Genomic DNA, 20,308 nt, shown 5'->3' with positions numbered 1-20,308 from the left:
AGAAAGGTTTTCTGTGACCCCGTCTTCCCCGAAGAAGGAACCCGCCGCCTTGGCCGTTGACTCTGCCGAGGAGAAGCCGGCGGCATCCAGCGCCAAGCGTGCAGCCACCACCCGTGTCGCCGGGAAGCCCGAGCCCAAGAAGCGCGGACCCAAGCCCGGAGCCAAGGCTGCAGCCGAAGCTGCCGGAAGCCGCTCAACCACCGATGATGATGCAGAAGTCGAGGAGGACCTCGACGACGCGCAGCCCGACACCGCTGATCTGGTCGATGAACCCGACGAGGCCGGCAAGGAAGCCGCAGCGCCTACCGGCTCGGGATTCGTTTACTCTGATGCCGATGACGACGACGCACCTGTTCAGCAGGTCATGTCCGCCGGCGCCACCGCCGACCCCGTCAAGGACTACCTGAAGCAGATCGGCAAGGTAGCCCTCCTTAACGCCGAGCAGGAGGTTGACCTCGCTCTCCGCATCGAGGCCGGCCTGTTCGCCGAAGAGAAGATCGCCGCCGACGACGGCTCCATGGACCCGAAGTACAAGCGCGAGCTTGAGTTCATCATCCATGACGGCAAGCGCGCAAAGAACCACCTCCTCGAGGCCAACCTGCGCCTCGTGGTTTCGCTGGCCAAGCGCTACACCGGTCGCGGCATGCTGTTCCTGGACCTCATCCAGGAGGGCAACCTGGGCCTCATCCGTGCAGTTGAGAAGTTCGACTACACCAAGGGCTTTAAGTTCTCCACCTACGCCACCTGGTGGATCCGCCAGGCCATCACCCGTGCCATGGCGGACCAGGCCCGCACCATCCGCATCCCGGTGCACATGGTCGAAGTCATCAACAAGCTGGCGCGTGTCCAGCGCCAGATGCTGCAGGACCTGGGCCGCGAACCCACGCCCGAAGAGCTGGCGCTCGAGCTGGACATGACGCCTGAGAAGGTCGTCGAGGTCCAGAAGTACGGCCGCGAACCGATCTCGCTCCACACCCCGCTTGGTGAGGACGGCGACTCCGAATTCGGTGACCTCATCGAGGACTCCGAAGCCGTGGTGCCGGCAGATGCTGTGAGCTTCACCCTGCTGCAGGAACAGCTGCACTCCGTGCTGGACACCCTGTCCGAGCGAGAGGCCGGCGTCGTCGCCATGCGGTTCGGCCTCACGGATGGCCAGCCGAAGACTTTAGACGAAATCGGCAAGGTCTACGGCGTTACCCGTGAGCGCATCCGTCAGATCGAATCCAAGACCATGTCCAAGCTCCGCCACCCGTCCCGGTCGCAGGTGCTGCGGGATTACCTGGACTAGGAAACACTGGGCCAGTAACACCGGCCAGCAAGCGCGAACACAGGCCAGGCCTTCCACCGGTTTACCGGAGGAAGGCCTGGCCTTCGTCGTACGCGCTTTCCCGCTGTTGGTGTGCGACGCCGGACAGGCCATTCAAGCGCCCTCAAACAATGCCGGGGAAACCGCCATCGAGCCGTGCGTCCCGGCCGGGCTGCTGAAGGTCAAGGGTCTGGTCGAGCACGCGTAGACGTATGGCGGCATTAGCTCAGGCGGGGCAGTCCTCTGTCCCGTCCGGGGCGTATCTACGCTGCCGCACTTTTGCCTCCGACGCTTTGCCGTCCGCGCCCCGCTCCCTGCGACCGTACCCGTGCGGCCGCGCCTGTTACGGTGCCGGGCCAAGCTGTTCGGATGGGCCCGTTTCGCGCATCCCGGTTCAGGGCACGTTGGTTCCATTCGGTCCGGTGCCGGGCACTCTGAATCCGGCGAGTGGCGGGGCGGTGGAGCGGTAGGCGGGGCCGGTGGGTGTGGTGATTTCGATGGTGTGCCTTAGTCCCGGTCTGGGTTGGGCTTTCCAGCCGGGGAGTTCCTTGGTGTGGTTGCAGGCTTCGCACAGTCCCGCGCCGTTGGCCAGGGTGGTGGGGCCGCCGGCGTGCCACGGGACGATGTGGTCGTGGTGGCGGATCGGGGCGTCGCAGTAGGGGGTGCGGCAGGTGTCGTCCCTGATCTGGATGAAGCGGCGCAGCTTTGGCGGGAAGAGACGCCTTCGGGAGTCCATGGCCACCAAGTCGCCGCTTCGGGGTGCGGTGTAGAGCCGCATGAGCCAGGTGTTGAATTCCTGGTCTCCCTCTCTTTTTTCCTGAGTTATCAGGTTCCGGGCGAAGTCTGCGGGGATGATGCCGTAGCCGGGGATCCGGGCAGGTTCGGAGTCGCCTTGGAGGAGGGTGCGGTCGGTCATGACGAGGTTGAGTTCTATGCCGGTGATGCCGCCGGGGGTGCCGGTGGTGCACTCGACCAGAGTGTCGGCCTTGATCTGGTCGCGTGAGCGCGGGTCCCCGGTGGCCCGGAGCGAGTCGGCGCGCCGGGTCAGCGCTGTATGGACGGCGACGCCCTCGTGGACGGGCAGCAGCGCCGTCAGGTAGGTCATGCAGTCCGGGGCCGGGCGCAGGCTCACCCTCCGCACCGACGCGGCATGGCTGGCGCGTTGGGCGACGGAGCGGGGGTCCCTGCGGATCGCTGCGGCGCGGACCGCGGCGATGACGGCCCGGGTCCCGGAGCCGTTGAAGGTTCCGGTGTCGGCGGCGAGTTCCTCGTCAACGGCCGTCCGGTCCTCAACACTCAAACAGGCAGTCTCCTTGACCACGTGCATGACCCGCTCTTCATTCAGCTGCCCGGTATCCAGCGCGCCCAGGGTGTGCGGCATCCCCATCAGGGCCTTGGCGGTGCCGAGCAGCCGGCCGCCCCGGTTGGGGGATTCGCCCCGGGCCAGGGCGATCTGTTCGGCCGCGCCCGTGCCCCTGTCTTTCCCGCGGTCCTTGCCCAGGTCCTCTGCGGCCAGTGGCGCGGGCCTGTTCCTGGCGGTGACGGGCCTCGAAGGTCACAGCAAGCCGCGCCTGTTGCCCGGCGGCCCAGCACTTGACGTCCTCGTACGCGCGTATCTGGTCGATTAGCCCTGCATTGTCAGCGGTGGGGTCAGCTGCCGGGAGGAACCAACCCGAGGTCGTTGCAACGGTCCTGGGCCCAGGAACTGCCCGGAGTGTGCCCGGAAGCAGCGGCGCTGGAGGGAACGCCGTCGTGAAAATCGCAGTCGTGAAAGGCGTCGTCGTAAACGGGCTGTCGTCAAGGAGGCTGTCGTCGCGAGGACGGTCGGCAAACAGAGCCTCAGGAAACGGGTCCTCAGGAAAGGATGCCGGAAACGCGGCATCGAGGTCATCGTCAGACGCTAACCCGCCGTCCTCGAACTCATCGAATGGAAAATCGGCGCCATAGTTCCCAGCGTCATGAGGAAGGGCAACAAGAACGGCGGCAGGAACGGCGCCAGCGAACGCGGCAGCGTGCAGGCCGCGCGCTGTGGCGGCCCGCGGTGCCCCCGCCAAAACCTGCTCCGATTTCCCAATTCCAACCATGGATACAGTCTGATGAGGGGGCCTGACATTCAAGCGCTGCGTCCGCACCAAGGCCCCGGGAGCATTCACGGGGGAGCGGCTTGGGGACAAAGAAAAGCCAGGACCCCCGCAGGGGCCCTGGCTTTGAGCTTTGTTGTCTAGTCGACCGGAACCGGTACCTTTTCGTGGAGCCGGTCCGTCTCATCGTGCCAGTCGGAGCTGAGCGGCCTGAGGGTCGCTTCAACGGCGCGTGAATGGTGAGCGCAGAAGAGCAGCTCACCTCCGGAGGTCCCGAGTACAACCCGGACGTATGCCTGCGCTCCGCAACGGTCACACCGGTCAGCTGCGGTAAGCGTGCGGTCGGCAACTGCTGTTGTCATGTCGGCCTCCTTAGTAGATCTGTACATCTATATAACCAGCATTCGCTGACAAACCATGGCAAGGATGGGTCACTTTCGCTGTCCGCGTATCACGTCTGCGTAACGAGCGCCCGGAGCCTTCGCCCGTGTCGGGAGTGGCAGTCAGGCGTTAGGCCCTAGCAGGACTAGGCTAGGGGAAGCCATTTAGCGCCTTAGCCGGCCCATTTATGAAGGAGTTCACAACCTGTGGCACCGAGTTCTGATTACACCGCCCGCCACCTTTCGGTGCTGGAGGGGCTGGAGGCCGTGCGCAAACGCCCCGGCATGTACATCGGATCCACAGACTCCCGCGGCCTCATGCACTGCCTCTGGGAAATCATCGACAACTCCGTCGACGAGGCGCTGGCTGGCTTTGGCCACGACATCAGGATCATCCTGCACGCGGACAACTCAGTAGAGATCCACGACGACGGCCGCGGCATTCCCGTTGACGTCGAACCCAAAACGGGGCTCACCGGCGTCGAGGTGGTCTTCACCAAACTGCACGCGGGCGGCAAGTTCGGCGGCGGTTCCTACACCGCCTCCGGCGGCCTGCACGGCGTCGGCGCCTCCGTCGTCAACGCGCTCTCGGCCCGTCTCGACGCCGAGGTTGACCGGGGCGGCAAGACGTACAAGATGTCGTTCCGCCGCGGCGAACCCGGCCGCTTCAATGACAACGGCCGGCCCAGCCCCACCGCCACGTTCGCCCCGTTCGTCGAGGACTCTGTCCTCGACGTGGTCGGCAAAGCCAAGCGCGGCGTGACCGGCACGCGCATCCGTTACTGGGCGGATACCCAGATCTTCACCGCGGACGCCCGCTTTTCCTACGAGGAACTGACGGCGCGCGCGCGGCAGACCTCCTTCCTGGTTCCCGGCCTGAAAATCACCCTCCGTGATGAGCGCAAGCTCGCGGGCACGCCTGGGGAAATGGGGCCGCACGAGGAAGTATTCCACCACGACGGCGGTATCTCCGAGTTCGTCGAGTTCCTCGCCGCCGACTCCGGTGTCACGGACGTCTGGCGCCTGCACGGGGCCGGCAAGTTCAAGGAAACCGTCCCCGTCCTGGATGAGAAGGGCCACAGCAAGATCGCTGAAGTGGAACGCGATTGCGAAGTGGACGTCGCACTGCGCTGGGGGATCGGCTACGACACCAGCGTCCGCAGCTTCGTGAACATCATTTCCACGCCGAAGGGCGGCACCCACCAGGCCGGCTTCGAGCAGGCGCTCGTCAAGACGTTCCGGAAGACCGTGGAAGCCAACGCGCGGAAACTGAAGGCCGGAAACGACAAAATCGAGAAGGACGACATCTTCGCCGGGCTCACCGCGGTCCTGACCGTCCGGCTCGCCGAGCCGCAGTTTGAGGGCCAGACGAAGGAAATCCTCGGCACCTCGGCGGTCAAGGCCATCGTGGCCCGGGTCGTGGAGAAGGAGATAGCGGCCAAGCTTAACTCCGCCAACCGCAACGACAAGGCCCAGTCCGCGCTGCTGCTGGAAAAGATCGTCAGTGAGATGAAGTCGCGCATCTCCGCCCGCGTGCACAAGGAGACGCAGCGCCGCAAGACCGCCCTTGAATCATCCTCCATGCCCACCAAGCTGGCAGACTGCCGCACGGACGACGTCGCCCGTTCCGAACTGTTCATCGTGGAGGGTGACTCGGCGCTCGGCACGGCGAAGCTTGCGCGTTCCTCAGACTTCCAGGCCCTGCTGCCGATCCGCGGCAAGATCCTCAACGTGCAGAAGGCCTCGGTGGGCGACATGCTCTCGAACGCGGAGTGCGCGGCCCTCATCCAAGTGGTCGGGGCCGGCTCCGGGCGCAGCTTCGCGATAGAAGCCGCCCGCTACGGGAAGGTCATCCTGATGACCGACGCCGACGTCGACGGCGCCCACATCCGTACGCTGCTGCTCACCCTGTTCTTCCGCTACATGCGGCCCATGGTGGAGGAAGGGCGCGTGTTCGCAGCCGTCCCACCGCTGCACCGGGTGGAAGTCATCAATCCGGGGCAGAAGGCCAACGAGATGATCTACACCTATTCCGAAGCCGAGCTGCACGCCCTGCTGGCGAAGCTCGCAGCCGAGGGCAGGAAGTACAAGGAACCCATCCAGCGTTACAAGGGCCTCGGAGAGATGGACGCCGAACAGCTGGCCGAGACCACCATGGATCCCCGGCACCGCATGCTCCGCAAGGTCAACATCGAGAACGCCCAGCAGGCGGAAGCCACGTTTGACCTGCTGATGGGATCGGACGTCGCGCCGCGCAAGGACTTCATCATTGCCGGTGCGTCCAGCCTGGACCGCGAACGCATCGACGCCTAAAGTAACGGCGCGTAAAGCAACGGCACCAAAGGCATGTTCAGCCGAGCAGGCCCGGAACGATCAGCAGGGCGGTGGGCATCGCCAGCAGCAGCGCGCACAGCGCCAGGACGGCTGCACGAAGGCGGCCGGCAAGCGGAGGCTGGGGTGAGAGAAGACGGCTGACGCGTGACGCCGTCGTACTGGCTGCGCCGGACGCCCCCGCGCCGTCCGGCGCATGAAAGCCGGCACCCCCAAGGCCTGCCGGTTCGACGACGGCGGCCCCCTGGGGTGCCGCCGAGCCGCTGGCAACGATGGCTATCGCCTTGATCAGTGTTGCCTTGCTCTCGGTCTTGAGGGCAACGTCGTCCGCCAGCATTTCGATCAGGGAGTTCACCGCCTCCTGCGCCAGGCGCGTGGTGGGCAGCCACGGCAGCGCCTGGCGCCAGGCGGCGAAGGCCCACAGCAGCAGGTGGTGGCGCTGGGTCAGGTGCGCGTTTTCGTGAATCAGGACGGCACGCAGCTCCGCCGGCTCCAGCGCTGCCATGAGTCCGTCGGACAGGACGGTGACCGAGCGGGCGCCGCCGGGCAGGCAGTACGCGACCGGTGAATCATGGCTGATGACCACGGTGCCGGGCCCGTCGTCGGACGGAGAGGCCAGAAGGGCGAGCAATTCGCGGTGGCGCCGGCGCTGGCGCTCGATCTTGTAATAGGTCAGCAGCAGGGTGAAGACGAGGTGCGCCGTCAGCAGCGCCGCCGCGGAGAGCGCGAACAGGTGCCAGAAGCCCAGCGCGGTGGTGGGCGCAGCAAACAGCACCATGCCGGCCAGTCCGCGCAGGCCGGCAATGAGGTTGTCCCCGATGGGTCCGAGGCCGTAGACCAGCATGGCGCCGATCATCGACAGCCCGCCGGCCAGGCCGATCGCCTGCCACAGCACCATGGCCGTAAAGGGGTCGCGAGCCGGCCAATGGGCACGGGAAAGAAGGATAGGTACCGGCCAGGCCAGTACTATCGCCAGGACCGCCAGGAAATATGAGGTCCAGAACATCAGGTGCTAGTTGTGGCCAAGCAGTTTGCGCAGCGTTTCGGCTTCACCCTCCGTCACCGAACCGATGAACCGGGCCAGCACAGCCTCGCGGTCCGGAGCGGATCCCAGCACCTCGTGCATGAGTTCGGCTGTGTGGTCTTCGCGGCTGGAAACAGCCTGGTAGCGGTGCGGCCGGGTGCCGCGTTCGCGTTCCACGAGGCCCTTCTTTTCGAGTCGCGAAAGGACCGTCAGGACCGTGGTGACCGCCAGGTCCTTGCCCTCGTGCCCTGCCGTGCCGCCGTGCGCTGCCGTGCTCTGCGCCAGCATGTCCCGCAGCGTGTTTGCCGTAGCTGCTTCGTGGCCCGCCCAGAGCAGATCCATGACTGCGCGTTCCAGTTCCCCAAGACTTGCCATCTGTACATCCTTCTGACAACGCACTGCCAGGGTCCGGTGGCCCGGCCCGTGCCGTGATTCCAATACTGCAACTTCAAATCTACCGCGTTTGGCCCCGCGTTTCTACATGAGGTAGAACGCTCGGCGCGTCGCGGGTGATTGCGTTCCTCCGGAGTGCATGCAACCGTGTTTACAGGGTTCGACCTGTGTTCTACACTCTGTAGAAGTTGAAGTTCTACGTTGTGTAGAAAACAACGCTGGAGAGCTAGACCCAACCGTAAGTAGGGACCGCCTTGGACGCCTTGGAAATCGCACGCTGGCAATTCGGAATCACCACCGTCTACCACTTCATGATGGTGCCCCTGACGATCGGCCTGGGCCTGGTCGTCGCGGTGATGCAGACCGTCTGGCACCGGACCGGAAACCCGGCCTACCTGCGGATGACCAAGTTCTGGGGAAAGCTCTTCCTCATCAACTTCATCATGGGTGTGGCCACCGGCATCGTCCAGGAGTTCCAGTTCGGCATGGCATGGAGCGAGTACAGCCGGTTCGTGGGTGACGTCTTCGGCGCCCCGCTTGCCCTTGAGGCACTCCTGGCGTTCTTCGTCGAGTCAACGTTCCTGGGCCTGTGGATCTTCGGCTGGAAGCAGCTGAAGAAAGGCGTGCACCTTGCGTGCCTCTGGATCGCGGTGGTCGGCTCGTTCTTCTCCGCCTACTTCATCATCGTGGCCAACAGTTGGATGCAGCACCCGGTGGGCGTCAAGATGATCGACGGCCGGCCCGTCATGACCGACGCCTGGGCCGTCTTCACCAACAACACCGCCCTGGTGGCCGTGCCCCACACGCTCTTCGGCGCGCTTGCCGTGGCTGGCGGATTCCTGCTCGGCATCGCCTGGTACCACCTCTGGCGCCGGCGCCGCGACGGCATCGACGCCGTCGGCGAGGATGGCAAGGTCATCGCCGGGGAGGCCCAGATCCCGGGCCGCGACCGCACCGACTACACGGTGTGGATCAAATCGCTGCGGATCGGTGCCGTCGTCGCCATGATCTCCTTTGCGGGAACCGCCTTCACCGGCGACCTCCAGGGCAAGCTGATGTTCGAACAGCAGCCCATGAAGATGGCAGCTGCCGAGGCCGCATGCCACGACGGAACGGGCTTCTCCGTCCTGAGCGTGGGCAACGTCGGCTCGCGCAACTGTGATGACATCAAGGCCGTGATCGAGGTGCCGGGCATTCTCTCCTTCCTCGCCAAGGGCGACTTCACCACCGAGGTGAAGGGCGTCAACAGCCTGATCGAGCAGTACAAGGCCAACTACGGCACCAACGTCCCGGACAACCCCATCTACGGCGACCGCGCCGGCCAGGAGATCCAGTACGTCCCGGTCATGGAGGTCACCTACTGGGGCTTCCGCGCCATGATCGGCTTTGGCGGTCTGGCCGCCCTTGCGGCCCTGGTGGCACTCTGGCTGACCCGCAAGGGAACCGTGCCCGAGTCGGGGTGGCTCATGCGGCTGGCCGTGTTCGGCATCCTCGCTCCCTTTGGCGCCAACGCTACAGGCTGGATCTTTACGGAAATGGGCCGGCAGCCGTTCGTCGTAGCCCCCAACCCCGACCTCAACGGCATCGACCAGGTTTTCATGTTCACCGCCGCAGCGGTTTCGCCCGGGGTCTCCGCCGGCGAAATCCTGACCTCCCTCGTTGTCCTCACCCTGATTTACGCGGTGCTGCTGGTGGTGGAGGTGAAGCTCCTCGTGAAGTACGTCCGCGGCGGCGTCGTCTCGGCGATGCCCGAACTGGTCCACGCGCCAGTCGACGAGAACGAGGACGCCACACCCCGCGACGGCGGACCGGACAAACCCGGGACCCCCGACGACGTCCTGGCCTTCGCCTACTAAGCCCCGAGCCTGTTAAGACCGAGGAGACAAAGCATGGAACTGCTGCCAACCATCTGGTTCATTGCCATCGCCGTCCTGTGGACCGGCTACCTCTTCCTGGAGGGCTTCGACCTGGGCGTCGGGATGCTGATGAAGATCTTCGCCCGCAACAACACCGAACGCCGCGTGCTGCTCAACACCATCGGGCCGGTCTGGGACGGAAATGAAGTATGGCTCCTGACCGCAGGCGGCGCCACCTTTGCCGCCTTCCCGTTCTGGTACGCTTCCCTGTTCTCCGCCCTTTACCTGCCGCTGCTGCTGGTCCTGGTCGCGTTGATTTTCCGGGCTGTTGCGTTCGAATACCGCGGCAAGGTGGACACCGACCGCTGGCGCAACACGTGGGACTGGGCGATCGCCGTCGGGTCCTTCCTGGCAGCATTCGGTGTGGGTGCCGCTCTGGGGCTGACCACCACCGGACTGCCGCTGAACGCCAACGGCGACCGCGACGGCGGGCCGTTCGCCTGGTTCAGCTGGTACGCGGTGATGGGGGGCCTGGCGGTGGCCGGCTTCGCCCTCCTGCACGCCCTTGCTTTCCTTGCGCTAAAGACCGACGGCGACGTCCGGCACCGCGCACGGCAGTGGTTCGTTCGCCTGCTTCCCGTCCTGCTCCTCCCGATGGCCGGCTGGGCCATCGGCGTGCAGGCCCTCAGCGGGAAACCCTGGACACTGGTGGTCCTTGCGGTGGCCGTGGTTGCCGCGGCAGTGGCCTGGGCCCAGGCCCGGAAGGGAAACGAAGGCAGGGCCTTCCTGGCAACCGGCGTGTTCCTGCTGGGCGGTTCCGCCTCCATCTTCGGGGCAGTGTTCCCGGTGGTCCTGCCGTCCACCATTGACCCCGCCTACAACCTCACCATCTCCAACGCCTCGTCCTCCGACTACACCCTGGGCCTGATGAGCATCGTGGCGTGCGTCGGGCTGCCGCTGGTGATCGCCTACCAGGCCTGGACGTACTGGGTGTTCCGCCGCCGCGTCAGCGCGGCCCACATCCCGGAGGCGCACAGCTTCCTGCCCGCGGTGGCCGCCAAGGCACTCATCAGGAAAGACTGATCCGAGTTGAAACCCCAGTTTCCGTCCGGCCCCTCCACCCGCCGCGCCGTATACGGGCTTGGGCTGCTGGCTGCGCTGAAGGCCCTGTCCCTGGTACTCATGGGACAGGCCGTCGCGTCCGTGCTTGCCGGCTTCATGACGCAGGACGCGGCGTGGGCTGACCAGCTGGCCTGGGGCGCGGCCGGCGTGGTGCTGCGGTCCGTGACAGTCTGGGCGCAGGGCGTCGCAGCACGGCAGGCTGCCCTGGGCGTCAAGGAGGAGCTGCGCGCGCAACTCGTGGAGACGGCGCTGCGCAACGGCGTCCGGGCGGCGGGCCCTGCCGACGGCGGACTGGCGGTGCTTGCGACCCGTGCGCTGGATGCCCTGGACAGCTATTACACGCAGTACCTCCCGGCACTGGTGAATTGCGCGGTGATACCGCTGCTGCTCGGCGCCCGGATCCTGTTCGCCGACTGGGTCAGCGCGGTGGTTATGGTGCTGACCGTGCCCCTGATCCCGGTGTTCATGGTGCTGATCGGCCGCTACACCGAGGACAAGGTCCGGGACGCCCAGGCCGCCTTGTCCCGGCTGTCCGGGCACATGCTCGAACTCGCCAAAGGACTGCCGGTGCTGGTGGGACTCGGGCGCGCCGCCGCCCAGCGCCGCGCCCTGGAAGACATCTCGGAGGACTACCGCTCGCGAACCATGGGCACCCTGCGGACGGCGTTCCTCTCCGCCCTCGCCCTGGAGCTCATCGCCACAATCTCCGTTGCCGTGGTGGCGGTGTTCATCGGTGTCCGGCTCGTCCACGGCGACATGGCGCTGGAGGCAGGGCTGCTGGCGCTCATCCTCGCCCCGGACTGCTACCTTCCGCTCCGCGAGCTGGGGACCGCCCACCACGCGAGCGACGACGGCAGGGCCGCGCTTGCCGAAACAACAGCGGTGCTGGACGCCCCGGAGCCCCGGCGGCTCCTGCCGGGGCCTGCCGCCGCGGGGCTGGCGGGCGTCACTGTCCGGGACCTCACCGTGAGTTATCCGGGAAGGCAGGGTCCCGCCGTCGGCCCCCTCAGCTTTTCCGCGCCGGCCGGACTGGTCACCGCACTGGACGGTCCCAGCGGGGCGGGCAAGAGCACGGTGCTCGGCGTTCTCGCAGGAACGGTCGGAACCGGGGGCGGCACCGCCGTGTCCGGAACCCTTGAGGGATTCACGGCCGGCGGTGTGGCCTGGGTGCCGCAGCATCCGGTAATGGTGGCGGACACCGTGCGCGAGGAAGTCCTGCTGTACCTGACGGCCGGCACCGTGAACGCCGGCACCGTGAACGCCGGCACTGTGACGGCCGGCGGCCCGGCCGGCGGCGCGGGTGCCGGCTCCTCCGGGGGAGTCCTGCGCTGCCTGGCAGCCGTCGGCGCGGAGCACCTGGCCGGCAAACATCCGGCGGAACTGAGCCCGGGCGAGCTGCGGCGCGTCGCCCTTGCCCGCGGCCTGGCCCGCGTCGAGGCGGGGGCCACGGTATTGCTCCTGGACGAGCCCACAGCCCACCTCGACCGCGATTCAGCCAACCGGGTCCAGGACACGGTCCGTTCGCTGCGCGGGCGCGCCACCGTCATCCTGGTGGCCCATGACCGCCAGACGAGGGAGCTCGCCGACCGGATCGTGCCAGTATCCGGCCGCGGAACGGCCACGGCTACAGCTGAGGCCGCGGCTCACGGCCCCGCGGTTGAGGTTTTCCCTGTGCACGCTTCCTCCGGTGCCGCCGTTCCCTGTGCTTCGGCGGACGGCGTCAGCGCCTCCGCAGCCGAGGCCGGCACCACCACGGCCGGCGTTCAGGTCTCCGGGGCACACCAGCGCTCCGGCCACGCGGCCGGGATGCTCGTCCGGCTGCTCGCGCCCGTGCGCGGACGGTTTGCTGCCTCCGGCGTCGTCGGGGCCCTGGCCGCCCTTTTCGCCGTGGCGCTTTCCGGGCTGTCCGGATGGCTGATCCTCCGCGCCAGCGAGCAGCCGCCCATCATGTACCTCCTGACCGCCATCGTGGGTGTCCGCTTCTTCGGGATCGGCCGGGCCGTTCTGCGCTACTGCGAGCGGCTCCTCCTGCACGAAGCCGTGTTTGCCTCCCTGACGAAGCTGCGCGGCGGCCTCTGGGCGTCCCTCAGCCAGCGGGCATTGTCCCTGCGGCGGCTGCTGCAGGGCGGCAACGTGCTGGGGGCAGTCATCGAGGACGTCGACACCGTCCGGGACCTGCTTCCGCGGGTTGTGCTGCCCCCCGTTACCGCAGTTGCGGTGGGTGCGGCCGCGGCCGGTACGGTCGCGTGGCTGCTTCCGGCGGCCCTGCCTGCCGTGCTCGCGGCCGCCGTGGTGAGCCTGGTGGCCGCGCCCGCCGCTGCGCTGCTCGCGGACCGGATGTCGGCCAAAGCCGAGCAGAGGCTGCGCGCCGGGGTCCTCCGAGGAGTGGCCGCCGCGCTTGACGCCAGGGCGGAACTGCACGCAAACGGCGCCAAGCAGCCGGTCCTCGACGGCATCCGCGCGCTGGACCGGGACGCCACCGGCGCCGCCCGGCGTTCCGCCTGGGCTGAAGGGCTGGGCCAGGCCCTCACCGTGGCTGCATGCGGTGCGGGCGCCCTCTACAGCGCCGTGCTGGCGGCCCCGCAGGTGCTGGCCGGTACCCTGCCGGCGACCATCGTCGGCGTCGTAGTCCTCCTCCAGTTGGCGCTCGCCGAACCCTTTGGGGCCATCACGACGGCGGTCCGGCAGTTTCCGGCGCTGCGTGCGGTCCTGCGCCGCATCGGTGAGTCGGGCGTCCTCCTGCAGGAAGGATCACAGCCGGGAGTGCCGAGCGCTGCAGCCAAGGACGATGTGCAGAGCCCGGACAGCGGGCAGCCTTCCAGGCCGGAGGCGCGCGGGCTCGGTCGGCCGGGCGTGGAACTGGACGGGTTGACGGCCGCCTGGCCCGGGGGCGGCACGGTTTTTAGCGGTCTTTCCGCAGTGGCTGAGCCGGGCCGCTGGCTGGCGGTGACCGGCCCGTCCGGCGCCGGTAAGTCCACGCTGCTGGCCGTGATGCTCGGGTTCCTCCCTGCCCGGGGAGGCCGCGTTGCGGTCACGGGCACCGCTGCATGGTGCCCGCAGGAGGCGCACCTCTTCGACTCCACCGTCCGTGGCAACCTGCTGCTCGGCAGCCCGCGGCAGCAGCCGGGCGAGGAACCCGCGGCGGAGACCGAACAGGCGGTGCGGGACGCACTGGAGGCGGTGGGCCTGGCGCCTCTGCTGGCCCGGCTGGATGACGGCCTGGATACCCGCATCGGCCCGGGCGGAGCTTTCCTCAGCGGCGGCGAACGGCAGCGGCTGGCGGTCGCGCGTACGCTCATGACGCAGGCCGACGTGATCCTCCTGGACGAGCCAACGGCGCACCTCGACGCCGAATCAGGACGGGCGCTGATGGCCGACCTGCGTGCCGGCCTGACATCCCACACCGTGGTGCTGGTGACCCACAACCCGGCGGACATCAGTCCCGACGACGCGCTCCTGGACCTTCGCCCCGAACACAGGCCTGCCGCCTCCGCCGTGGTGGCAGCAGGCCGCGCCTAAGCCACCCTGGCAGGGCCTAGCCCACCAGCGCCTGCTTGCGGCGTCCGTTGACCACCGACGTGGCGCCACAGTTCGAGCAGGTGATCCGGTAGGAGCGGGAGGTGGTGAAAATCGGGATGAAGAACAGCGTGAACTTGGTGGCGCGCTCCTCAAGGTGATGGTGGGCGAAAACGCGGCAATACTGGCAGGTCGCCGACCGGCCCGGCAGCAGCTTCCGAACCGTCTTGAAACCGAAGAGTAGAAGCATTTCTGCGCCTTTCTGGAACCGCCGGCGGCCAAGAATAGGGGGCCCGGTGATGGCCCAAGCCTACGGCCTACGACCCCGCAGTGTCAGGAATACCAGTGCGGCACGGTGGGCTATGTCCGCGTCAGCACAAGCTTTGCATGGGACAGGATTTTCTAGGGGGAAACGGTCCCGTGACGAAAACGGCCGGTCAGCCGTCCACGTCCGCAAGGTGATGGACGACGTCGTGCAGGAAATACTGCGCGAGCGTCAGGACGGTGAACTCCGAGCCGTTGCTGCGCAGCCCTGTCCGGCCCCACTGCGACTCGTCCACCCTGGCAAAAGACGCCGCCACCTGCTCGCCCTCTGCATTGAGCTCGGCGCTCACCACCGCAGGGTCCGCGTGTGCGTAATCGCTTTCCACCGCTGTCTGGTCCTGGTCCCAGTTCTCAAACTGGGCGTTGTCCACAGTGAGCATCAGATTGAGCCGACGGTCGAAGAGGCTGAACACGTCCCTCACATGGCAGGCGTACTCCAGCGCCGACCAGGTGCTGCCGTCCGGCCGCTCGGTGGCCTCCGGCCGGCGGAGCACAGCCCGCCAGCGCGGCAGCATGTTTTCGACACTGCCGGGAACTGTCGACGGCGTGACGGTGGACGCGTCGAAGCCGCACTGGGTGCAAGGGCGGGACAGGACCCAGGTCCAGTCCTTTTCATCCGGAACGATAGGCATGGCAGTAGTTTAGGCGGATTCCGGCCAGGCCATGCTCGGGCCGATGACGTCCACAGCCTGCGAGAGCGGGATGCCCGAACCGTCGCGGCGCCCGTGCTCCTGGGGCAGCGAGCGGGCCACCCCGGCCGACGACGACGCCTTGGCCGGGCCGTGGCCGGCCCAGGCCAGCAGCAGCGTGTCCTCGCCCTTTAGGAACCGGTGCGCCCGGACCCCGGCGGTGGCGCGCCCCTTGGCCGGGTATTCGGCAAACGCCGTCACCTTGGCAGCCCCAGGGGCGGTGCCCGGCAGGGCACCTTCCGTGCCGGAAATGGTGACCACGACGGCGGCCTCGTCGCCGGGGGCGACCGCACCGAAGAACACCACCTGGTCCCCGGCGGCAAGCTTGACGCCGGCCATGCCCCCGGCCGTCCTGCCCTGCGGGCGGACATTGGCGGCGGTGAACCGCAGCAGCTGTGCCTGCCGCGTCAGGAACACAAGGTCGGCGTCGTCGGACCCGGCGGCCGCCACGCCCACCACGGTGTCCTTGTCCTTCAGCGTGATGACTTCCCAGTCTTCGCGGTTCAGGGGGTAGTCCGGCTGTACCCGCTTAACGATGCCCTGCGCCGTGCCGACCGCCAGCACCTCATCGAGGGGCGCGAATGCCACGAGGGTCTCACCCTTCAGGAGGGTGATGAAGTCCTTGGCGGGAACGCCGCCGGCAAGGTTCGGCAGGCCGGAGACCGGCGGGAGAACGGGCATGTCCATCACCTGGATCCGCAGCATGCGTCCCTGTGAGGTGACCGCAGCAATCTCACCACGTGCCGAGGTCTTGATCACCGACCGGAACACATCGTGCTTGGAACGCGGCCCGGTTTCAGCCAGGCCGTCCTGGTTGGCGGTCCTGGCGATTTGGCCGGTGGCTGTGAGGATGGCCCAGCAGGGGTCGTCCGCAATCTCGAGTGCGAGCGGAGCGGGCTTGCCCTTGATGCCTGCCTTGCCCTGGTCGCCGGCGGCGCTTGCCACCGTGGGGGACACGGCCTCGGACTCGAGGAGCACCGTCCGCCGCGGCGTGCCGTACTTCTCAGCGATCTCCTCGAGTTCTCCGGAGACCAGTTCCCGCAGCAGCTGGTCGGATTCGAGGATGGCCTCCAGCTCGGCTATTTCCTTGCGAAGCTGGTCCTGTTCCTTCTCCAGTTCAATCCTGCTGTACTTGGTCAGCTGGCGGAGCCGGAGCTCAAGGATGTAGTTGGCCTGGATTTCGGAGAGGTCGTAGATGGACATCAGCCGTTCACGCGCCGCGGAGGCCTCATCCGAGGACCGGATGATCTGGATGACCTCATCGATGTCCACGATGGCGATGAGGAGCCCCTCCACCAGGTGGAGCCGGTCCTTCTTCTTGCCGAGCCGGAACACCGTCCGACGCCGGACCACGGAGATTCGGTGCTCCACATAGACGGTGAGCAGTTGCAGCAGGCCGAGCGTCTGCGGCTGCCCGTCCACGAGGGTGACGTTGTTGATGCCGAAGGAATCCTCCATCGGCGAGTAGCGGTAGAGCTGCTGAAGAACGGCGTTGGGGTTGAACCCGTTTTTCAGTTCGATGACCAGCCGGAGGCCGTGCTTGCGGTCGGTCAGGTCCACGACGTCGCTGATGCCCGCCAGCTTCTTGCCGTTGACCGCGTCCTTGATCTTCTCGATCACCTTTTCCGGGCCAACCATGTAGGGCAGTTCGGTGACCACCAGACCGGTCCGGCGGGCCGAGAGCTGCTCCACCTCCACCTTGGCGCGGGTCTTGAACGAGCCGCGGCCGGTGGCGTAGGCGTCCCGGATGCCGTCCAGGCCCACGATGCGCCCGCCGGTGGGCAGGTCGGGGCCGGGGACGAAGCGCATGATGTCTTCGAGCGTGGCGTCCGGATTGGCGATGAGGTGCCGGGCGGCGGAGATAACCTCCACCAGGTTGTGCGGCGCCATGTTCGTGGCCATGCCCACGGCAATGCCGGTGGTGCCGTTGACCAGGAGGTTCGGGAACGCCGCGGGCAGGACCTCCGGCTGGGTGAGCTGGTTGTCGTAGTTGGGGACGAAGTCCACCACGTCTTCGTCGAGGTGGTCCGTCATGGTGAGAGCCGCCGCCGCCAAGCGGGCCTCGGTGTAGCGCGGTGCCGCTGGACCGTCGTCGAGCGAGCCGAAGTTACCGTGCCCGTCGATCAGGGGAAGCCGGAGCGAGAAGTCCTGGGCCATGCGCACCATGGCGTCGTAGATGGCGGTGTCGCCGTGCGGGTGGAGCTTGCCCATGACCTCGCCCACCACACGGGCGCTTTTGACGTGGCCACGGTCCGGACGGAGGCCCATGTCGCTCATCATGTAGAGGATGCGGCGCTGGACGGGCTTCAGGCCGTCACGGGCGTCGGGCAGCGCCCGGGAATAAATGACCGAGTAGGCGTACTCCAGGAAGGAGCCTTCCATCTCGGCAGTCACGTCGATATCAACGATGTTTTCGGTGTAGTCCTGGACGGTTTCCCCTGCGGGGGTGCGGGTTTGGCGGCGTGCCATGGGGCTGGTGGATCCTTTTTGCGGTGCACTTTGGGAGGTTTGGCTAGGCTAAGCCTATGGTGGATCAGCCCGGGGACAGCGAATATCCGGAATATTGGGAGGCCGATGTCGTCCTGAGGGACGGCGGAACAGCGCATTTGCGCCCCATCCACCCCACTGACGCGGACGCCGTGCAGACCTTCCACACGGGGCAGTCGCAGAACTCCATCTACATGCGGTTCTTCGCCTTCAAGGAACGGCTCTCCAGCCGCGAGCTCAAGCGTTTCACTGAGGTGGACTACCGCGACCGGGTGGCCTTCGTGATCACCATCGGCGGGGACATCATCGGGATCGGCCGGTACGACCGGTTGGACGACCCCGCGGAGGCTGAGGTGGCCTTCAACATCGCCGACGCCCACCAGGGCCGAGGCATCGGCTCGATCCTGCTGGAGCACCTCGCGGCCGCTGCCCGTGAAAACGGGATCCGCAGGTTCAGCGCCGAGGTCCTGCCCGCGAACCGCAAGATGCTCATGGTCTTCTCCGACGCAGGCTACGACGTCAAACGCCATTTCGACGACGGCGTGGTGAGCCTGGAGTTCAACATCGACCCCACCGATAAATCGCGTGCGGTGATGGAGGCCCGCGAGCACCGCGCGGAGGCGAGGAGCGTCCGGGACCTGCTGGCGCCGTCGTCGGTGGCCGTCATCGGCGCGAGCCGCAAGTGGGGGACCGTCGGGTACCAGCTCCTGGAGCACATCATCGAAGGCGGCTTTACCGGCCCCGTCTACGCCATTAACCCCGAGGCCTTTGAACTTGCCGGCATGCTGTCCTTCGGCAAGCTGTCCGAGGTGCCAGGGCCGGTGCAGCTGGCGATCATCGCCGTGCCCTATGAAGAAGTCCCCCGGGTGGTGGACGAATGCGCGGCCGCCGGCGTGAAAGGGGTACTGGTGGCCTCCGCCGGGTTCACCGAGGACGGGGAACGGGGCCTCGCCCGGCAGCGGGAGCTGGTGCGGCAGGCGCGGTCCAACGGGATGCGGGTCATCGGACCGGCATCGCTCGGCATGATGAACACCAACCCTTCGGTGTCGCTGAACGCCTCCATGGCGCCCAGCCTGGCCCGCGGCGGCGGACTGGGGCTCTTCAGCCAGTCCGCGGCGATCGGGGTGGCGCTGTACGCAGCGTCCAGCCGGCGCCGCGCCGGGATCTCCTCCTTCCTGTCGGCCGGAAACCGGGCCGATGTGTCCGGCAACGACATGATGCAGTTCTGGGAGGACGACGCCGACACCACCGCCGTGGGCCTGTATCTGGAGTCGATCGGCAACCCGCGCAAGTTCTCCCGCATTGCCCGGCGGCTTGCCCGGACGAAGCCGGTGATCGTGGCCAAATCCACGTCCACGGGGCTGCAGCTGCCGCCCGGCCACGCGGTGCGCACCACGCAGGCTCCGGCCGATGCCCTGGATTCGATGATGCGCCAGGCCGGCGTGATCCGGGTGGAGACCATCGAACAGCTCATGGACGTGGCACAGATCGTGTCCGCCCAGCCGCTTCCCACGGGGGCCGGAGTGGCGGTCTTCAGCAACTCCGGGGCGCTGGGGAAAGTGGTGGCGGACAGCGCCGTATCCCACGGACTGGGGATCGAGGAGCTCGTGACGGAGCTGGACCTGGACGCCGGCATGTCCCGTGCCCTGCCGGCCCTGCGGGACCGGCTGCGCGAGGTGCTGGCCAAAGAGGCGGTCCACGCCGCCGTGGTTGCCTTCCTTCCGGCCCGCGGGCTGACCGTGGAAAAGATTGCCGGGGCGCTCGCAGAATCCTCCGCCGAGGCCGGAAAGCCGGTCGTGGCGGCCTTCACCGGCATCCTGGATCCGTCGGTGTACGTCGAAGGCATGGTGGGGGAGGGCTCCGGCACGGCACCGCTGCCGTGCTACTCGAACCCGGGAGCAGCCGTGGCTGCCCTCTCTGCCGTGGTGCGGTACGCCGAGTGGGCTGAACGTGACCAGGGCCTCTTTACGGACCCTGACGGGTGCGATCCGGACGCCGCGCGCGCCGACCTCGAGAGCCTGCTGGCGGATGTCCGCGGCGAACAGCTCAAGACGCTCGGTTCTGAGTACGCTGCCCGCCTGCTGTCGCATTACGGAATCAGGGTCATGCCTTCGGAAGGTTTCGACACCGCGGATGAAGCCGTGGAGGCGGCCGCCAGGCTGGGCTGGCCGGTGGCGCTGAAGACCACAGACCCAACGCTGCGCCACCGGCTGGACCTGGGCGGGGTGCGGCTGGACATCCAGGACGCGGATTCCCTCCGGCTGAACATCCTCCAGATGCGCCGGGCGCTTGAGCCCTACGGTTCAGCGTCGCTGGAGGTCCAGGCCATGGCCCCCGTGGGCCAGGCCTGCACCCTTCGCGCCATTGAGGACCCCCTGCTGGGGCCCGTGGTGTCCTTCGGGCTGGCCGGCGACGCCGTGAACCTGCTGGACGACTGGGCGCACCGGGCACCGCCGCTTTCCGGCGCAGACCTCCGCGACCTGGTCCGCAGCCCGCGCGCATCCCGGAGACTGTTCGGCTACCAAGGCCTGCCCGCCGTGGACGTTTCCGCCCTCGAAGACGTGGCCGCACGGCTGGCACGGCTCAAGGACGCGCACCCGGAAATAGCCCTGGTTGAGTTCAACCCCGTCCTGGCCACGCCGCAAGGGGCATTTATCCTGGCCGCGGATGTGCGGATCGGCAACGCGGCGCAGCGCACCGACAGCGCGCGCCGGGCGATGCGCAGCTAGCTGGCCGTGGGCGCTGCCGGCGGGCGCAGCTGGCTACTTGGTTAGCATGTGCCACACCGATCTGTGAAAA

13 protein-coding genes are annotated in these 20,308 nt (G+C 67.4%); 6 read left to right on the top strand and 7 right to left on the bottom strand.

Annotation, left to right across the window (positions count from 1 at the left end; all coding sequences use genetic code 11):
- The first annotated feature begins 13 nt into the window (after positions 1–13).
- A complete protein-coding gene (locus tag AC1DFE_RS11425; protein ID WP_476905992.1) occupies positions 14–1,288 on the top strand; it encodes an RNA polymerase sigma factor in 1,275 nt (424 codons plus the stop codon).
- Positions 1,289–1,700: 412 nt separating this feature from the next.
- On the opposite strand, the gene AC1DFE_RS11420 is transcribed toward AC1DFE_RS11425, so the two are convergent.
- Together AC1DFE_RS11420 and AC1DFE_RS11415 are read right to left on the bottom strand one after the other, a co-directional pair.
- On the bottom strand, positions 1,701–2,687 hold the full coding sequence (locus AC1DFE_RS11420; RefSeq protein ID WP_476905991.1) for an HNH endonuclease: 987 nt from the start codon (positions 2,685–2,687) through the stop codon (positions 1,701–1,703).
- 840 nt (positions 2,688–3,527) lie between these two features.
- Positions 3,528–3,749: a DUF7455 domain-containing protein gene (locus AC1DFE_RS11415; protein WP_476905990.1), complete on the bottom strand. Its 222-nt coding sequence runs from the start codon at positions 3,747–3,749 to the stop codon at positions 3,528–3,530.
- A 225-nt stretch (positions 3,750–3,974) separates the two neighbouring features.
- On the opposite strand from AC1DFE_RS11415, the gene AC1DFE_RS11410 reads away from it, so the two are divergent.
- Positions 3,975–6,080 carry a DNA gyrase/topoisomerase IV subunit B gene (locus tag AC1DFE_RS11410; protein WP_476905989.1) on the top strand — a complete coding sequence of 702 codons (2,106 nt, stop codon included), beginning with the start codon at positions 3,975–3,977 and terminating at the stop codon, positions 6,078–6,080.
- A gap of 37 nt (positions 6,081–6,117) precedes the next feature.
- On the opposite strand, the gene AC1DFE_RS11405 is transcribed toward AC1DFE_RS11410, so the two are convergent.
- Both AC1DFE_RS11405 and AC1DFE_RS11400 read right to left on the bottom strand, forming a co-directional pair.
- Complete coding sequence (locus tag AC1DFE_RS11405) at positions 6,118–7,104, bottom strand: M56 family metallopeptidase (RefSeq protein WP_476905988.1); 987 nt, start codon at positions 7,102–7,104, stop codon at positions 6,118–6,120.
- 6 nt (positions 7,105–7,110) lie between these two features.
- A complete protein-coding gene (locus AC1DFE_RS11400; RefSeq protein WP_476905987.1) occupies positions 7,111–7,497 on the bottom strand; it encodes a BlaI/MecI/CopY family transcriptional regulator in 387 nt (128 codons plus the stop codon).
- Positions 7,498–7,769: 272 nt separating this feature from the next.
- Between AC1DFE_RS11400 and AC1DFE_RS11395 the strand changes: the two genes are divergently transcribed.
- Genes AC1DFE_RS11395 through cydD form a run of 3 tightly spaced genes read left to right on the top strand, consistent with a single transcriptional unit; the run spans position 7,770 to position 14,012 of the window.
- Positions 7,770–9,371, top strand: coding sequence for a cytochrome ubiquinol oxidase subunit I (locus tag AC1DFE_RS11395; protein ID WP_476905986.1), 1,602 nt, complete (start codon positions 7,770–7,772; stop codon positions 9,369–9,371).
- Between the two features lie 33 nt (positions 9,372–9,404).
- The gene (gene cydB, locus AC1DFE_RS11390) at positions 9,405–10,454 is read left to right on the top strand and encodes a cytochrome d ubiquinol oxidase subunit II (RefSeq protein ID WP_476905985.1); all 1,050 of its coding nucleotides are present in this window, start codon (positions 9,405–9,407) and stop codon (positions 10,452–10,454) included.
- Between the two features lie 6 nt (positions 10,455–10,460).
- The gene (cydD, locus tag AC1DFE_RS11385; RefSeq protein WP_476905984.1) at positions 10,461–14,012 is read left to right on the top strand and encodes a thiol reductant ABC exporter subunit CydD; all 3,552 of its coding nucleotides are present in this window, start codon (positions 10,461–10,463) and stop codon (positions 14,010–14,012) included.
- A gap of 16 nt (positions 14,013–14,028) precedes the next feature.
- Here cydD and AC1DFE_RS11380 read toward each other — a convergent pair whose 3' ends face one another.
- The 3 genes from AC1DFE_RS11380 to AC1DFE_RS11370 form a co-directional block, all read right to left on the bottom strand.
- Positions 14,029–14,259 carry a zinc-ribbon domain-containing protein gene (locus tag AC1DFE_RS11380; RefSeq protein WP_476905983.1) on the bottom strand — a complete coding sequence of 77 codons (231 nt, stop codon included), beginning with the start codon at positions 14,257–14,259 and terminating at the stop codon, positions 14,029–14,031.
- A 187-nt stretch (positions 14,260–14,446) separates the two neighbouring features.
- Positions 14,447–14,965: a DinB family protein gene (locus tag AC1DFE_RS11375; RefSeq protein WP_476905982.1), complete on the bottom strand. Its 519-nt coding sequence runs from the start codon at positions 14,963–14,965 to the stop codon at positions 14,447–14,449.
- Positions 14,966–14,974: 9 nt separating this feature from the next.
- Positions 14,975–17,491 carry a DNA gyrase/topoisomerase IV subunit A gene (locus tag AC1DFE_RS11370; RefSeq protein WP_476905981.1) on the bottom strand — a complete coding sequence of 839 codons (2,517 nt, stop codon included), beginning with the start codon at positions 17,489–17,491 and terminating at the stop codon, positions 14,975–14,977.
- A gap of 56 nt (positions 17,492–17,547) precedes the next feature.
- Here AC1DFE_RS11370 and AC1DFE_RS11365 point away from each other — a divergent pair, with 56 nt between their 5' ends.
- On the top strand, positions 17,548–20,238 hold the full coding sequence (locus tag AC1DFE_RS11365) for a bifunctional acetate--CoA ligase family protein/GNAT family N-acetyltransferase (protein WP_476905980.1): 2,691 nt from the start codon (positions 17,548–17,550) through the stop codon (positions 20,236–20,238).
- The last annotated feature ends 70 nt before the right edge of the window (positions 20,239–20,308 follow it).

This window comes from Arthrobacter sp. 05T423, assembly GCF_056396245.1.
This window is presented reverse-complemented; position numbering and strand designations above follow the sequence as displayed.

What these genes read in the sequence shown, in the direction of transcription:
- AC1DFE_RS11415 (WP_476905990.1), bottom strand. Translation starts at nt 3,749, where the DNA reads ATGACAACAGCAGTTGCCGACCGCACGCTTACCGCAGCTGACCGGTGT.
- cydB (WP_476905985.1), top strand. Translation starts at nt 9,405, where the DNA reads ATGGAACTGCTGCCAACCATCTGGTTCATTGCCATCGCCGTCCTGTGG.
- AC1DFE_RS11370 (WP_476905981.1), bottom strand. Translation starts at nt 17,491, where the DNA reads ATGGCACGCCGCCAAACCCGCACCCCCGCAGGGGAAACCGTCCAGGAC.
- AC1DFE_RS11375 (WP_476905982.1), bottom strand. Translation starts at nt 14,965, where the DNA reads ATGCCTATCGTTCCGGATGAAAAGGACTGGACCTGGGTCCTGTCCCGC.
- AC1DFE_RS11380 (WP_476905983.1), bottom strand. Translation starts at nt 14,259, where the DNA reads ATGCTTCTACTCTTCGGTTTCAAGACGGTTCGGAAGCTGCTGCCGGGC.
- AC1DFE_RS11365 (WP_476905980.1), top strand. Translation starts at nt 17,548, where the DNA reads ATGGTGGATCAGCCCGGGGACAGCGAATATCCGGAATATTGGGAGGCC.
- AC1DFE_RS11420 (WP_476905991.1), bottom strand. Translation starts at nt 2,687, where the DNA reads ATGCCGCACACCCTGGGCGCGCTGGATACCGGGCAGCTGAATGAAGAG.
- AC1DFE_RS11400 (WP_476905987.1), bottom strand. Translation starts at nt 7,497, where the DNA reads ATGGCAAGTCTTGGGGAACTGGAACGCGCAGTCATGGATCTGCTCTGG.
- AC1DFE_RS11405 (WP_476905988.1), bottom strand. Translation starts at nt 7,104, where the DNA reads ATGTTCTGGACCTCATATTTCCTGGCGGTCCTGGCGATAGTACTGGCC.